The 15,256-nt window shown below is 65.1% G+C and carries 14 protein-coding genes; all 14 read left to right on the top strand.

Annotated features, from left to right (window positions below):
• Window positions 1–28: 28 nt before the first annotated feature.
• Window positions 29–448, top strand: a complete 420-nt coding sequence (locus BLT68_RS00380; protein WP_074632393.1) for a DUF3040 domain-containing protein — start codon at window positions 29–31, stop codon at window positions 446–448.
• A 657-nt stretch (window positions 449–1,105) separates the two neighbouring features.
• The gene (gene mraZ, locus BLT68_RS00370) at window positions 1,106–1,537 is read left to right on the top strand and encodes a division/cell wall cluster transcriptional repressor MraZ (RefSeq protein WP_074632391.1); all 432 of its coding nucleotides are present in this window, start codon (window positions 1,106–1,108) and stop codon (window positions 1,535–1,537) included.
• 112 nt (window positions 1,538–1,649) lie between these two features.
• On the top strand, window positions 1,650–2,693 hold the full coding sequence (rsmH, locus tag BLT68_RS00365) for a 16S rRNA (cytosine(1402)-N(4))-methyltransferase RsmH (RefSeq protein WP_074632390.1): 1,044 nt from the start codon (window positions 1,650–1,652) through the stop codon (window positions 2,691–2,693).
• Complete coding sequence (gene ftsL / locus BLT68_RS00360; RefSeq protein ID WP_050694578.1) at window positions 2,690–3,082, top strand: cell division protein FtsL; 393 nt, start codon at window positions 2,690–2,692, stop codon at window positions 3,080–3,082. The genes rsmH and ftsL overlap by 4 nt, the downstream gene beginning before the upstream one ends.
• A 17-nt stretch (window positions 3,083–3,099) precedes the next feature.
• Window positions 3,100–4,833, top strand: coding sequence for a peptidoglycan D,D-transpeptidase FtsI family protein (locus BLT68_RS00355; RefSeq protein WP_074632388.1), 1,734 nt, complete (start codon window positions 3,100–3,102; stop codon window positions 4,831–4,833).
• Between the two features lie 17 nt (window positions 4,834–4,850).
• The gene (locus BLT68_RS00350) at window positions 4,851–6,248 is read left to right on the top strand and encodes a UDP-N-acetylmuramoyl-tripeptide--D-alanyl-D-alanine ligase (protein WP_074632387.1); all 1,398 of its coding nucleotides are present in this window, start codon (window positions 4,851–4,853) and stop codon (window positions 6,246–6,248) included.
• A complete protein-coding gene (gene mraY / locus BLT68_RS00345) occupies window positions 6,245–7,330 on the top strand; it encodes a phospho-N-acetylmuramoyl-pentapeptide-transferase (RefSeq protein ID WP_074632385.1) in 1,086 nt (361 codons plus the stop codon). Before BLT68_RS00350 ends, mraY begins: the two co-directional genes overlap by 4 nt.
• Entirely contained in the window at window positions 7,327–8,772 is a 1,446-nt protein-coding gene (gene murD, locus BLT68_RS00340; RefSeq protein ID WP_050694582.1) for a UDP-N-acetylmuramoyl-L-alanine--D-glutamate ligase, read from the top strand. The genes mraY and murD overlap by 4 nt, the downstream gene beginning before the upstream one ends.
• Entirely contained in the window at window positions 8,759–10,015 is a 1,257-nt protein-coding gene (locus BLT68_RS00335) for an FtsW/RodA/SpoVE family cell cycle protein (protein ID WP_050694583.1), read from the top strand. The genes murD and BLT68_RS00335 overlap by 14 nt, the downstream gene beginning before the upstream one ends.
• Before the next feature lie 35 nt (window positions 10,016–10,050).
• Window positions 10,051–11,175, top strand: coding sequence for a UDP-N-acetylglucosamine--N-acetylmuramyl-(pentapeptide) pyrophosphoryl-undecaprenol N-acetylglucosamine transferase (locus BLT68_RS00330; protein WP_074632384.1), 1,125 nt, complete (start codon window positions 10,051–10,053; stop codon window positions 11,173–11,175).
• Entirely contained in the window at window positions 11,168–12,559 is a 1,392-nt protein-coding gene (murC, locus tag BLT68_RS00325; protein ID WP_074632382.1) for a UDP-N-acetylmuramate--L-alanine ligase, read from the top strand. The genes BLT68_RS00330 and murC overlap by 8 nt, the downstream gene beginning before the upstream one ends.
• Window positions 12,556–13,509: a cell division protein FtsQ/DivIB gene (locus tag BLT68_RS00320; RefSeq protein WP_074632380.1), complete on the top strand. Its 954-nt coding sequence runs from the start codon at window positions 12,556–12,558 to the stop codon at window positions 13,507–13,509. The genes murC and BLT68_RS00320 overlap by 4 nt, the downstream gene beginning before the upstream one ends.
• A 127-nt stretch (window positions 13,510–13,636) precedes the next feature.
• Complete coding sequence (gene ftsZ / locus BLT68_RS00315; protein WP_074632379.1) at window positions 13,637–14,890, top strand: cell division protein FtsZ; 1,254 nt, start codon at window positions 13,637–13,639, stop codon at window positions 14,888–14,890.
• Window positions 14,890–15,256 (top strand): laccase domain-containing protein (locus tag BLT68_RS00310; RefSeq protein WP_207512869.1); only part of this gene is annotated, 367 nt, incomplete at its 3' end. The genes ftsZ and BLT68_RS00310, both read left to right, overlap by 1 nt.

Below are 15,256 nucleotides of genomic sequence, written 5' to 3'. Positions count from 1 at the left end.
GACATCATCCGTCCGAAAGGGGCACCCAATGGCTCTCACCGAGTATGAGAAGAAGATCCTTGAGCAGATGGAAGCATCGCTGCGCGAGGAAGACCCGGCGTTGGCCTCGCAGATGTCCGCTCCCGTTCCCGACCCCAAGGCGCGGTCGGGCCAGGGAGCGCATGCGCCCCGACGCATCGCTGTCGGCTTTGCGGGTGCCGTTCTTGGCATGGTGGTCCTGGTTGCGGCCGTGTCCCTGGGCTACTCCATCGCGTCGATCCTCCTGGGGGTCGCAGGGTTTGCCCTGACCGTCGCTGGTATCCTCTACGCACTGTCCAAGCCTGGCGCAAAGAGTCGGATTGCGGGCGATGCGACTGCCGCGCGGAAGAAAAGCAAGGGCAGCGGGGGATGGGACTCCTTCATCCAGGACCAGGAGCGTCGTTGGGACGACCGAAAGGGTGATGATTAGTCGTCGCGTAGCGTCGCGGGGAAGCGGGGTGTACCGGATTGGCCGGTACACCCCGCTTCCTCTATCCGGGAGAGTGCTCCCCACTGTGCTCCCCACTGTGCTCCCCACTGTGCTCCCCACTGTGCTCCCCACTGTGCTCCCCACTGTGCTCCCCACTGTGCTCCCCACTGTGCTCCCCACTGTGCTCCCCACTGTGCTCCCCACTGTGCTCCCCACTGTGCTCCCCACTGTGCTCCCCACTGTGCTCCCCACTGTGCTCCCCACTGTGCTCCCCACTGTGCTCCCCACTGTGCTCCCCACTGTGCTCCCCACTGTGCTCCCCACTGTGCTCCCCACTGTGCTCCCCACTGTGCTCCCCACTGTGCTCCCCCGGACAGGGGTGCGGTCCCGGTACGTGATGCTGCCTCGTAAACACCCCTGGTATTTCAATGAAAAGTGCTGTTGAAGGAGCTGCCTTTACCGTCGGGGGAGAGGGAGGGGACGCGTGCGACTCACCGAGTGTGTGCAAGCTTTCCCCACTTTTCTCCACCCTGATTTTCACTTGGAATCTCGCGGTATCTGAAGATGAAACTGCGCGCCACGCCGCAACTTTCCGCGTATGTTTGGGTGGGAGTGGGTTAAAGTGGAGGGAAGTTCCGAACAAGGGAGGGTGGTGACATGTTCCTCGGCACGTACGGGCCCAAGCTCGACGACAAGGGGCGCATGTTTTTGCCCGCGCGCTTTCGTGAGGATATGGAGGGCGGCATCGTCCTTACTCGCGGACAGGAGCATTGCGTGTACGCCTTCCCCGCAGCGGAATTCGAGAACATGACCGCGGAACTGCGCCGCGCGCCTCTGTCTTCGAAGCAGGCGCGTGACTGGATCCGCGTGATGCTCTCGGGTGCATACAAGGAGATTCCGGACAAGCAGGGGCGCATCAGCGTTCCGGCGGACCTGCGTGCATACGCCGGCCTGGATCGCGAGCTCGCCGTCATCGGCGCGGGGTCGCGAGCCGAAATCTGGAATGCCTCGTCCTGGCGCGAGTACCTCGCGGTCCAAGAGGAGGTCTTCTCCAATACAGCAGAAGAAGTTATTCCCGGGATGTTCTGACCCGTATTCCCAGGTCTCCGCCCGCTGTTCCGACATCACTTCCCCGATAGCGGAGCACGGTGGGGGACCTGGGGGGATGGATTGGGCGCTCAACGCGTGAAGGAGGCGCGACGTGCTTGAAGCATCGGAGTCGGTGCGCGCTTCGTCGCGCCACAGCAGCAACATTGGTCACGATGGCTCCACGCGCCCCGTGCAGGAGCGGCATATTCCCGTCCTCCTTTCCCAGTGTCTCGACATGCTCGCCCCAGCGATCGAGGCGCCGGGCGCCGTCCTGGTCGACGCGACCCTGGGAATGGGAGGGCACACGGAGGGCGCCCTTGAGCGTTTCGACGGACTGACCGTTATCGGGATAGATCGCGACCCGCAGGCAATTGCTCTGGCCTCCCAGCGCCTGGCGCGTTTCGGAACGCGATTTCGCGCCGTGCACACCACCTACGACCACATTGACTTGGCGATCGAGGAACAGTGCGGAGCGGGCATGCGGGTCGACGGGATCCTCATGGACCTGGGGGTCTCTTCCCTCCAGCTTGACGAGGCCGACCGCGGCTTCGCGTACTCGAAGGACGCCCCGCTCGACATGCGGATGGACGCGACGACCGGAACGAGCGCCGCTGACCTTCTCGCGACGGCCTCGGAGGCGGACATCATCCGGATCCTGCGCACCTACGGAGAAGAAAAGTTCGCCCCCAGAATCGCGCGCCTCATCATCCGGCGTCGGGACGAAGCGCCGATCACGCGCACCGGTGAGCTCGTGGACATTGTCCGCGCGGCGATACCGGCTCCCGCCCGTCGTACCGGTGGAAATCCGGCTAAGCGCACGTTTCAGGCGCTGCGCGTAGCCGTGAACGACGAGCTCACCATTCTCGAGCGCGCCCTGCCGCGGGCGCTGGCCAGCCTACGAGTTGGCGGGCGCCTGGTCGTCGAAGCCTACCAAAGCCTTGAGGACCGAATAGTAAAAGACGTGCTGCGCCGCGGGGCGACCGGCAGCGCACCTTCTGGATTGCCGATCATCCCCGATGAGATGGCGCCCAGCCTACGCCTGCTGACAAAGGGCGCGGACCGGGCCGACCAGGCCGAACAAGAACACAACCCCCGATCCGCTTCCGTGCGACTGCGCGGCGCGGAGCTTATCAGCGAATGGAAGGACAACTCATGAGTGCAGCAACCGCAAAGGCACGTCCCGCAGCGCGGCCCGAGCTGCGCCGCGAGGAGGTCCGCGAGCTTCGCATCGTCGAGGGGACGCGCCCGCGTCGCTCCATCGCGGCGGTTCTCGTGCTGATGGTCGTCGTCGCCATGGCCTCCGTGGTCACGTCGATGGTGCTTAACACGCGCATGGCTCAGACTTCCTTCGAGATCCGCGAACAGCAGCTGGCTCTGAACGAGCTGGAGGCACAGTCATGGACGATGCGCGCCGAGCTGGATCGTAAGGCTTCCCCCGCGGAGCTCGAGAAGGCTGCGAAGGCGAACGGAATGGTGCCCGCCGGTAACCCCGGGTTCATCACGCTCGAGACGGGTACAGTTGAGGGCGGGACGCCCGCCAAGTAACTCGGAAGCGAGTACCTATGGATACCGTCACGGTACGTTCGCGTTGGATCGTGTGGATACTGGTGGCTGCACTGTGTGCCTGCTGCGTGCGGCTGGTGCAGCTGCAAATCATCGAAGGGCAGTCTTTGGCGGCCCAGGGCCAGCGCGTGCGAACGTCGTCGACAGAGCTTGCCGCCGCCCGTGGAACCATCACCGATGCGACGGGTGTCGTCCTGGCGAACTCTATCCAGACCTACGATATTGCCGTCAACCAGGTGAACATTCGATCATACGTTCATCGCGACGATGACGGCTACGAGGTGGGGCGAGGTCCCGCGGAGGCCGCCCGATTGCTGGCTCCCATCCTGGGGATGAACGAGGCCGAGCTGGGCGGCATGATGCTGGGGGACTCGACCTACGAGTACATCAAGCGCAACGTTGATGCCGTGTCCTATCGTGAGATCCGCAAGCTCGACATCTACGGGATCGAATGGGAGTCGGTGTTCGAGCGGGAGTACCCCAACGGGAACGTCGCTGCGCCCGTGATCGGAACGGTGAACGCCGAGGGGCAGGGATCCTCGGGTATGGAGGCCGAGTTCGACGCTCTTTTGACGGGCACCCCGGGGGCGCAGGCATTCGAGATAGCCCCCAACGGTGCGGTGATGCCCGGTGGCAAGAAAACCACCGTGGAGCCGAAGAACGGCGGGTCGATGGAGCTGACGCTGCACGCGGACCTGCAACACCAGGTGCAGGATCTCCTGGACGCGCGCGTGGCCAAGCATCAGGCGGACTGGGGCACCATCGTGATCGAGGACGTTTCCACCGGGCATGTGCTGGTGATGGCGGACTCGAACTCGACCGAGCCGGATAATGCGAAACCGCAAAAGGTCCATGCGGTTCAGGACGCGTTCGAGCCGGGTTCGGTGGGCAAGCTCATCACGGTGGGCGCTGCTCTGAATCAGGGCACCGTCACGCCGACGAGCGTCTTCCAGGTCCCTTACTCGCTCGATCTGGTGGACGCCGGCGGGCCGATCACGGACTTTCACGAACACGAGGGCGAAACGCTGACCGCAACGGGTATCTTGGCGGAGTCGTCGAATACGGGCACGGTCATGATCGGACAGGGGCTGAGCGATGAGCAGCGCTATTCCATGATGCGCGCGTTTGGTTTCGGCCAGGAAACCGGCGTCGAGTTGCCGGGTGAGTCCGCGGGACTGCTGCGCAGCTCGGACCAATGGCAGGGACGCGACCGCTACGTGACGATGTTCGGTCAGGCGTATGCGATCACCGCGATGCAGGAGGCGTCCGCGCTCGCAACGATCGCCAACGGGGGTGTGCGTATCGCGCCTCACATTGTCAAGTCGTGGACGAACGCGGACGGCACCGTTGAAGTACCCGAGAAAAGCCAGCCGGTTCAGGTGATGGATCCGACGGCCGCCTCCCAGCTGCTGACCATGATGGAGTCCGTGGTGGAGGACCAGCGAGGCACCGCCGGTGCCGCAAAGGTTCCGGGATACCGCGTTGGGGTCAAGACGGGTACCGCCGAAACCGTCATCGACGGAGCCTCGGGACTGGTGTCGACGACGGCGGGCATTATCCCCGCGGATGCGCCGCGCCTGGCGATCTCGGTCGTTCTCTACAACCCGAAGGTGGCATCGATCTCATCCGATTCGTCTGCTCCGCTGTTTGGTGACGTTGCGCGTACGGCGGTTAGCAACCTGGGTATCCCCGCCTCGACGGGGTCCGCTAACCTGTATCCGACGACGCCGTGAGTTCGAAGGAGAAAAACATGCAGGCATCGGCTCGGTGGATTGCTGAGGCAGTGTCGGGTCGCCTCGTGGGACGCGATGAGCGCGTTACCGGTCCCGTGGTGACAGACTCTCGCCAGGCATCGGCGGGTTCCCTGTACGTTGCGCGGCGAGGGGAGAACGCCGACGGGCATGCGTTCGTGCCCGGAGCGATAGAGCGCGGTGCGGTGGCCGTCTTCGTCGAGCACGAGGTCGACGAGGACGTGGCCCAGATCATCGTCGATGATTCCACGGAAGCGCTGGGCGCCCTGGCGCACGCGCACATTGAAAGGCTGCGATCACGCGGTGAACTGGACGTCATCGCGATCACGGGCTCCGTGGGCAAGACGACCACGAAGGATCTGCTGCTCCAGATTCTGAGCGAGGACGGGCCAACGGTGGCCCCCGAACTGTCCTTCAACAATGAGGTTGGGTTGCCCCTGACAGTGCTCAGGGCTGATGAGTCGACGCGGTACCTGGTGCTGGAAATGGGAGCCTCGGGACCGGGGCACATCGCCTACCTGACGGATATTGTGTCCCCGGATGCGGCCATCGAGCTGTGCGTGGGACACGCGCACGTGGGGGGCTTCGGTGGTTTTGCGGGTGTGGCTGCGGCGAAGGCCGAACTCATCAGAGGAACGCGCCCGGGTGGCCCCGTCATTCTCAACACCGATGACCCCAACGTCGAGGCGATGGCGCCGTTGGCGACGGGCAGGGTTATTCGCTTCTCGGCGTCTGGAGACCTGCGCGGCGACGTTCGCGCACAGGATGTGAGCCTGGACCGCGCGGATCGGGCCTCGTTCACGTTGGCGACGCCCGAGGAACGTGCCCGGGTTGATCTGACCGTTGTCGGACGCCATCACGTGAACAACGCTCTCGCTGCCGCAGCCGGGGCACTGGCGCTTGGCATGGATTGTGAGACCGTGGCGGCTGCGCTGTCGCGTGCACGCGCTCTCAGCCCTCACCGTATGGACGTTTGTGAGCTGGTTGTGGAGGGAGCGGAGCTGACCCTCATTGACGACTCCTACAACGCGAACCTGGATTCGATGCGCGCAGGAATCGCGGCGTTGGCCTCAATTGGATGCGGTGGGCGCAGGATTGCCGTCCTCGGCGAGATGCTGGAGCTGGGGGAGGAATCGCGATCGCTGCACGAGCAGGTCGGTGCGATGATAGCGGATGCGGGGGTGGACACACTCATTGGCCTGGGAGCGGACGCCCACTACTATCTAGAGGGGGCCCACAGGGTGACCTGCCGCGAGGTTGCTTCGGATCCGCAGCACGCCGCTCGGCTGGCGCTGCAGTTTGCCGGGGATGGCGCGGTCATCCTGGTCAAGGGTTCCTACGGTTCACATTCATGGCAGGTGGCTGACATCCTGCGGGAGAAGGGAACGACCCGGTGATTGGACTTATTGCCGCGTTCATTATCGCGATGGCGCTGTCCGTGGCTGGCACGCCGTTGCTCATCCGTTTCCTGGTGATGCACCAGTACGGACAGTTCATCCGTCAGGACGGGCCGACCCAGCACTTGACCAAGCGTGGGACTCCGACGATGGGCGGCGTCGTCATTATTCTGGCGACCGTCGTCGCTTGGCTCATCGGGTCGTTCGTCGCGGGGGCGGGACCGTCGTGGTCCGGTGCGCTGCTGGTGTTTCTGTTTGTCGGCCTGGGGGTCATTGGCCTGCTCGACGACGGAATCAAGATCATGCGTCAGCGCTCCTTGGGCCTGCACCCATCGGGCAAGATCGTCGGCCAGGTTACGATCGCCTCGCTGTTCGCCCTGGGAACCCTGATCTTTCCCAACGAATACGGCGAATATCCGGGGACACTGGCGATATCGGTGGCGCGCCCAACCACCGTCACCCTCGGCTTCGCCGGGCTCGCTGTGGGCGTGATCCTGTACCTCGTGTGGACGAACCTGATTGTCACGGCGTGGTCGAACGCGACGAACCTGACGGATGGACTGGACGGCCTCGCCACCGGCGTGTCGATCTTCGTGTTCGGTGCCTACACGTTTATCACCTACTTTCAGCGTATTCAGTCGTGCACGATGCCGGGAGCCAGTCAGGCGAGTTGTTACGCGACGCGCGATCCGCTGGATCTGGCGATCTTCTGCGCCGCCCTGATCGGCGCGCTTGCCGGCTTCCTGTGGTGGAACGCCTCGCCGGCACAGATCTTCATGGGGGACACGGGCGCGCTGGCGCTGGGCGGCGCCGTTGCGGGCCTGTCGATCCTGACGCAGACGCAGCTGCTGGCTATCGTGATCGGTGGGCTGTTCGTCGCGGTTGTGGGGTCGGATGTCATCCAGATCGGCGTGTTTAAGGCCACCGGCAAGCGCGTATTCCGCATGGCTCCCCTGCATCATCACTTTGAGCTGCTGGGATGGAAGGAAGTCACGATCGTGATTCGTTTCTGGTTGATCGCCGCGATCGCTGCCGTGGCCGGTGCCGGTATGTTCTACGCGGAGTGGGTGTCCGCTCGATGAGTCGTCACGGCGCTGTCGTCGGCTGGGGTCAGTCCGGTCAGGGGGCGGCTGGCGCGCTGCTCGCTCGCGGCTGGCGGGTCAGCGCTTTCGATGCGCGCGGGGCAAAGGCCCTGAGCTGTGACGACGTAGCTGACGTGTCGGTGCACGTCGAAGAGGATCCCGAGGCGTTGGTGGACGCTCTCATCCAAGCCCACCCCGACCTCGTTGTTGTTTCCCCCGGCATCCCCGCGCATCACCCGGTGTTTACCGCGTGCGAAGAAGCGGGCATTGACCTGTGGGGCGAGGTAGAGCTCGCTTGGCGTCTCCAGGAGGAGGGGCCGCACGCCGGTCGTCCGTGGCTGACGGTTACCGGGACGAACGGTAAGACGACGACCGTGGGCATGCTGGGGGAGATCCTGCGAAGCGCCGGGCGGTCGGTGCTTGAGGTGGGTAATATCGGGACGCCGATTACCCGCGCGATCGATTCCGATGCCGAGGTGTTCGCTGTCGAACTCTCGAGCTTCCAGCTGCACACGACCCGGTCCGTGTCGCCCCTGGCCTCGATCTGCCTCAACGTGGACGCCGATCACCTGGATTGGCATGGCAGCGTCGAGGCGTATGCGGCCGACAAGGCTCGCATTTACGAGAACACGATCAAGGCCTGTGTCTATCCCGCGTCGGATCGGCGCGTGGAGACGATGGTCGAGAACGCCGATGTTATCCAGGGAGCGCGCGCTATTGGGCTGACGCTCGGTTCGCCTTCCGTCTCGCAATTCGGCATCGTGGATGGCCTCCTGGTGGATCGAGCCTTCGTAGAGGATCGCGACCGTCACGCTGTTGCCCTCGCACACGTGTCGGATTTGACGGGAGCCTACGGTCCTCGCCCCTTCGCCGCGGCACTGTTGGACGCGTTGGCTGCTGCTGCGCTCGCTCGCGCGTACGGTGTCGAACCGGAGGCGGTGGGTAGGGGGCTTAGCTCCTTCCGTCCCGCCGGGCATCGCCGCACAATCATCGGGCGAGCGGCGGACCTGACGTGGGTCGACGACTCGAAGGCGACGAATGCGCACGCTGCCAGGGCATCGCTGGCAGGTTTGCCCCCGCGCAGCGTCATCTGGATCGTGGGAGGTGATGCGAAGGGACAGGATTTCAGGGAGCTCATCGCCCAGGTTGAACCGACCTTGCGAGGCGTCGTCGTTATTGGTGCTAAGCGCGCCCCGTTGGTTGATGCCCTGACGAGTGTTGCCCCCGAAGTGCCCTTCGTTGAGGTCGATGGGCATGAAGACTGGATGTTCTCGGTTGTGAACGAGGCCGTCGCCCTGTCGCGTCCGGGCGACACCGTGGTGTTCGCTCCGGCCCACGCATCGTGGGATCAATTCGACAACTACGGCCAGCGGGGTGACGCATTCGTCGAGGCGGTCTCCCGCCTGCGCGCCCAGTGGGGAAGCACCGGTGGCGATGAATAAGCGAGGATGGCACATCCCGACGGTCACGCTGCCGAGGATTCGTTTCGGGTCGGGGCAAGAACGGGAGGACAGCCCGGTGACGACGTACTACCTCGTCGTCATTCCGGCCTTGCTCCTGTCGGTCTTTGGCCTGGTGATGGGCTTTTCCGCCCAGACCGTGACCTCAATCGCCCAGGGGGAAAACCCGTACACGGCGTACGCGCGTCCCCTCCTCATCATCGTGTTCTCGCTGGTCATCGCGACGCTCGTCCAGCTGATTCCGCAGCGGTTACTCCTGCGACTGTCGGTGCCGATGTTTGTGGCCGCCCTCGTGTTTCAGGGGCTGGTCCTGACCCCGCTGGGCAGATCCGAGGGCGGCAACGCGAACTGGGTGAAGCTCGGCCCCATCATGGCTCAGCCGTCGGAGCTCCTGAAGCTGTCGCTGGTCGTTTTTTTGGCGTTCATGGTCTCGAAGTCGGCGTCGAAACGATCGGATATCAAGACGATGGGCGTGGCAGTTGGCCTGCCGCTCCTGGTGGCATTGGGTGCAGTCATGCTGGGGCGCGACATGGGCACCGCGATGGTCGTGGCGACGGGTGCGCTCGGTGCGGTGTGGGTGGCGGGACTGCCCAAGCGCTGGTTTGGCGGGCTCGCGATGTTCGCGATTCCGACCCTGGTGCTGCTGGTCCTGTCGAATCCGACGCGTATTCGACGCATTTTGGCGGTCCTGCCGGGAACGTCAAAGAGCCCTGACGAGTCCGCGCCGGAGCAGATCGATCATTCGCTGTGGGCGCTGGGGTCGGGTGGCCTCACCGGGTTGGGTCCTGGCGCTTCTCGCGAGAAGTGGAACTACCTGCAGGCAGCCCACACGGATTTCATATTCGCGATTGTCGGTGAGGAGTTCGGCTTACTCGGGACGCTTGCCGTGCTGGTGTGCCTGAGCCTGCTGGTGTGGGGGATGTTCCGCGTGGCGCGCGAGTCTTCGGATCTGTTCGTTGTCATCGCCTCGTCCGGCGTGGCCACGTGGATCGGTGTTCAGACAGCGATTAACGTCCTGTCAGTCACGGGTATCGGCCCGGTGATCGGTGTTCCGTTGCCACTCGTGTCGTATGGGGGCTCGTCGTTCCTGTTCACGATAACGGCGGTCGCGGTGGTGGCGTCCTTTGCGCGTGCGCGCGCGGGGATGTGGATGATCGGTCGTCCGGACGAGGCCTCGGCCGGGCGCGATCCACGGGTGGCGCCCCGCAGGCGCGCGGCTCGCTAGACTAAAGCTACGCAAACGCGTAAAGGAGACGCTTTATGGTCAAGGTCGTGATGGCTGGCGGCGGAACCGCCGGTCACGTGAATCCGCTGCTGGCGACCGCGGCGCAGCTGCGTGAGAGGGGTGCCGAGGTCATCGTGCTGGGAACCAGCACCGGCTTGGAGACTGATCTGGTTCCCGCCGCGGGATTTCCGCTGGTGGAGATCCCTCGCGTGCCCCTTCCCCGGCGTCCTTCACTGGCGTTCTTCACGTTGCCGGGTCGGTTGTGGGGCGCCGTCAAGCGTTGCGCGCAGGTTGTGGAGGGGGCCGACGTGCTCGTTGGGTTCGGCGGCTACGTGTCGACCCCGGCGTACATCGCGGCGAAGCGGGCGGGTGTTCCCGTCGTTATTCACGAGCAGAACGCCAGACCCGGCCTGGCGAACAGGGTGGGGGCTCGCAGCGCACGGGTCGTTGCGCTGACTTTCCCGTCCACGCCCCTGGCTGCGCGCTCCGGTCGCACGATCGTCACGGGACTGCCTCTGCGCGCCGCGATTGCGTCGTTGGCGAAGCAACGCGAGGACGCGGATGGCATAGCCGCAGCTCGACGGAGGGCGGCTTCACGCCTGGGCGTGGACGCCGACGCACCGACTCTTCTCGTGACGGGTGGCTCCCTGGGCGCCCAGCACCTCAACGAGTCGATGGCGGCCAGCACGGACGCTCTGCCCGAGGGCGCGCAGGTCGTTCACCTGACGGGTCGCGGCAAGGACGGGCCGGTGCGTGCCGCCATTGAGGCTGCCGGTGTGGCGGATCGGTGGCACGTGATCGATTACCTGACGACGATGGAGGATGCCCTGGCGGTCGCGGATTTCGTGGTGTGTCGTTCGGGTGCGGGCACCGTCGCGGAGATGGAGGCCCTGGGACTGCCCTGCATGTACGTTCCGCTGCCGATCGGTAACGGAGAGCAACGCCTGAACGCCGCCGACCACGTGGCGGCCGGCGGCGCCCAGCTGATCGATGATGAGGACTTCACGGTGGACTTCGTGCGAGCCAACGTGTTCCCGTTACTGGGCTCGGCCCGCCTCGCTGATATGGCAGCTGCGTCGCAGTCTCTGGGGCGTGCGGGCGGGGCGCGCGCGCTGGCTGATCTGGCTGTGGAGCAGGCGAAGAAAGGGAACCATGAGTGAGCCGTCGCTTCGGGATCGTTTTCACCTGATCGGTATCGGCGGCGCGGGGATGAGCGTCGTCGCTGAGCTCTTGGCGTCGCGTGGAGCGGTCGTCACGGGATCCGACCGTGAGGAATCAGCAGCCCTTGATCACCTGCGTTCCGTGGGCGTTCGAGCATACGTCGGACACGACGCATCCCACGTCGATCCGGCGTCGGTGGTGGTCGTGTCGACCGCGATTCGAGAGGACAACCCGGAGCTGACGATCGCCCGCGAGCGCGGTCAGAGGGTGATCCACCGTTCGCAGGCCCTTGCCCTCGCCGCTTCGGGGATGCGTTTCGTCGGTGTGGCGGGCGCCCACGGGAAGACCTCAACGTCGGGCATGCTCGCGGTCGGCTTGGCGGCGTGTGGTTTCGATCCGTCGGTGGCGGTGGGCGGTGTGCTCCCTCAGCTGGGGACGGGCGCTCACCTGGGCGGCGGAGACATCTTCGTCGCCGAGGCCGACGAATCCGATGGGTCGTTCCTGAACTACTCCCCGTCCATCGAAATTGTGACGAACGTGGAACCCGATCATATGGATCGCTACCACTCGCGGGAGGAATTCGAAGAGGTTTTCGTTGAGTTCGCCCGCCGCCTGGTTCCCGGGGGGCTGCTGGTCACGTGCGCGCAGGATGCGGGGGCGGTGCGTGTGGCGCGTTCCGCTCGCGACCGTGGCGTGCGGGTGGTGACGTATGGGCGAAAGGAACGCTCGCTGTGCGACGTGGACGCCGTCATCTCGGATGTTCGTGTCGGCGAGCACGGTGCTGGTGCGGAGCTGACGTGGGGGCTGCGCCGAGCATCCCTGAGGCTTCGTGTGTCCGGCGAACACAACGTGCTTAACGCTGCCGCGGCGTGGGTGGCCGGCATTGAGTGTGGGCTGGACCCGCAGGTCATCGCGGATGGCCTGGGTAACTTTACGGGTGCGGCGCGTCGCTTCGAGGCGCGCGGCAGCGTTGGGGGGCGTCGCCTGTTTGACGATTATGCGCATCATCCCACCGAGGTGGAGGCCGCAATCCGGCAGGCGCGCATCGTCGCTGGAAGCGGGGAGGTGACGGTCGTATTCCAGCCTCACCTGTACTCGCGGACAATCGTCTTTGCGGAGCGTTTCGCGCAGGCCCTCTCGGGGGCGGATCGCGTCGTTGTCGCAGGCATCTATGGGGCGCGTGAGGATCCCGTCCCCGGTGTTGATTCCTCGCTGATCGCTTCGCGTATTCCCGGCGCGTCGTACGTGGAGGACATGCATGAGGCGGCTCGTCTGGCCGCGTCCTTGACCCGCGACGGGGGCGTGTGCGTGACGATGGGTGCTGGCTCGATTACTCGCTGCGCGCCGGAAGTGCTGGATCAGTGGAAACGGATGGGGCCATGAGGCCACCAACGCCCAGGCGTCCAGGTCGCGGGCGCGCATCATCCTTTCGTGCATCGGGCGAACGACGGTCTTCTCACCGAGGGGACGAGGCCGTTGAGGCTTCGACGCAAGCGGTTAGGTCCAAGGAGGCCTCGCCGAGCAGCTCCTCGGAGCTTGAGCGTCGCGATCTGCGCGAGACTTTGTCTGCCCCCGTGGCGGCGGGGGATGCGGCGGTCCTGCTGGGTGGGGAGAATACGACGGATCTGGGGGATAGACTGCGTGAGCGTGCGCGTGCGCGGCGTTTGCTGCTCGTGCGTCGGGCGGCGCTTGTCCTCGTGACCGCCGCGCTGCTGGGCGGAGCGGTGTGGGTGGTGTTTTTTTCGCCGCTGTTTGCCTTCTCGACCGCTTCCGTGCTGGTTTCGGGTGGGGATGGGACGTTGGTGACGGCGGATTCGGTGCGTTCCTCGCTCGCTCCCTTCGAGGGAGTGCCGCTGACGCGTCTGAACACCGACGCGGTTGCGCGCGCGGTGGAGTCGAATGTGGCCGTCAGGTCGGCGTCCGTGTCCCGGCGGTGGCCAACTGGTCTGAGGGTCACCGTTTCGATGCGTACGGCCATAGCGGTTGAGGAAGCATCCGGCGCGTACTGGTTGATCGACGATCAGGGCGTGGCATTTGAGCAGGTGAGTGGCGCGGGTTCGTATCCGGTGGCGACTCTCCCCGAGGAACGCGGCACGGGAGCTTTGGATATTGCCTCCGCCCTGGGCGCTCTGGACGATGCGACGCGTTCCCAGGTGGCGACCATTACGTCGACGGGGACGCAGGTGAGTTTCACGCTGCGAGGTGGCCAGAGTGTCAAGTGGGGAACCAGTGCAGACGCGCCTCAGAAGGCTCGGGTGTTAGCCGCCTTGCTGGCGAATGTCACTGCTACTACGTACGACGTTTCCTCACCGAATCACCCCGTGACCAGTTGAGTCTTCTTCTTTGTCCGCGTGTTGGCTTGAAGGTTGACGCGCGGCCCCCTAACGTCTTCCCGACACAAAGCACGTTAAACATCAACCTTCAACTAAAGGTTGAGGGTCTGATGCAAGGGAGACATCCATGGCGACACCGCAAAACCACCTGGCAGTGATCAAAGTCGTCGGCGTTGGCGGCGGCGGAGTGAACGCCGTGAATCGAATGATCGAGGTCGGACTGAAGGGCGTCGAGTTCGTCGCGGTCAATACTGACGCACAGGCTTTGCTCATGTCCGATGCCGAGACGAAGCTCGACATTGGTCGCGAACTGACACATGGCCTCGGCGCCGGTGCGGATCCCGCCGTCGGTCGGAAGGCCGCTGAGGACCACGTTGACGAGATCACCGCCGCGCTCGAAGGAGCCGACATGGTGTTCGTGACCGCGGGTGAGGGGGGCGGCACGGGAACGGGCGCAGCGCCCGTCGTCGCCAGGATCGCCCGCGAGGCGGGCGCGCTGACGGTGGGTGTCGTGACCCGTCCCTTCTCCTTCGAAGGCAACCGTCGTGCGGCGCAGGCCGAGGGGGGCGTGACGACCCTGCGCGAAGAGGTTGACACGCTCATCGTGATCCCCAACGATCGTCTCCTCGAGATCTCCGACGCTAACATTTCCGTGCTGGATGCCTTCCGTGCCGCCGACCAGGTGCTGCTGTCGGGTGTCCAGGGCATCACTGAGCTGATCACCACCCCGGGCCTGATCAACGTGGACTTTAACGATGTCAAGTCGGTTATGAAGGACGCGGGTTCGGCGCTCATGGGTATTGGTGCGGCGACCGGCGAGGATCGTGCGCTTCGTGCCGTCGAGAGCGCGATTTCCTCCCCGCTGCTCGAAGCCTCCATCGACGGTGCTCACGGCGTGCTCATGTTCTTCCAGGGTGGTTCCGATCTCAGCCTGCAAGAGGTCTTCAGCTCCTCGCAGCTGGTGCGTGAGGCCGCACACCCCGAGGCGAACATCATCTTCGGTAACGTCATCGACGATGCCCTCGGCGACGAGATTCGGGTGACGGTCATCGCGGCCGGCTTCGACGACGGGACCGATGCCAACCGGGTGCGCCCCGCCGTTGCCCGCGTGTCCGCTCCCGTCGCGCAGCAACGTCCGGCCGCCCCCGAGGCCAAGGGTCCCGCTGCGGAGACCACGCGGATTAGCCAGCTGTCGACGCGCCGCCCGCAGCATCGCCGAGACGTCGCTGCCCCGGTGCGCGAGGTAGCCCCGGCTCCCGTGGAGGCCCCCGCCGACAGCGAGTACGAGGAATCTGAGTCCGATGATTCCTTCGAGGTTCCCCGCGTGTACCCTGAGACCGCCGAGAAGGAAGAGCTGGATATTCCTCCCTTCCTGCGCTGATGACAACCCAATCGTGGGCTGGTGCCCGGGTCCACCTGACGAAGGCGGACCCGGGCACCAGCGCGCTATGGGGCAATGTTGGCCTGCACGTAGGCGATGCTCAGCATCTCGTGCGGGCGCGCCGCCGCGCTCTCGCGGCCGAGCTCGGCCGCGACATCGTGTGGATGCATCAGACTCACTCAACGCGGGTCGACGTTGTTGTGTCCCTCGGTGGCAAGCCGAGCCGAGAGGCCGATGGTATCGCCCTCGATCAAGTCGCGCCGGGGGAGTGGGGACCCCTGGACGCCGATGGCGTCGTCCTTAACGCGCGGGGCTGGGAGCAGGCCCCGGCCGTCGCTGTCCAGACCGCCGACTGTTTGCCGGTCG

The organism is Schaalia meyeri, assembly GCF_900105015.1.
Taxonomy (GTDB): Bacteria; Actinomycetota; Actinomycetes; order Actinomycetales; family Actinomycetaceae; genus Pauljensenia; species Pauljensenia meyeri.
The sequence above is the reverse complement of the archived record's forward strand: the minus strand, read 5'-3'. Positions and strand labels throughout refer to the sequence as shown.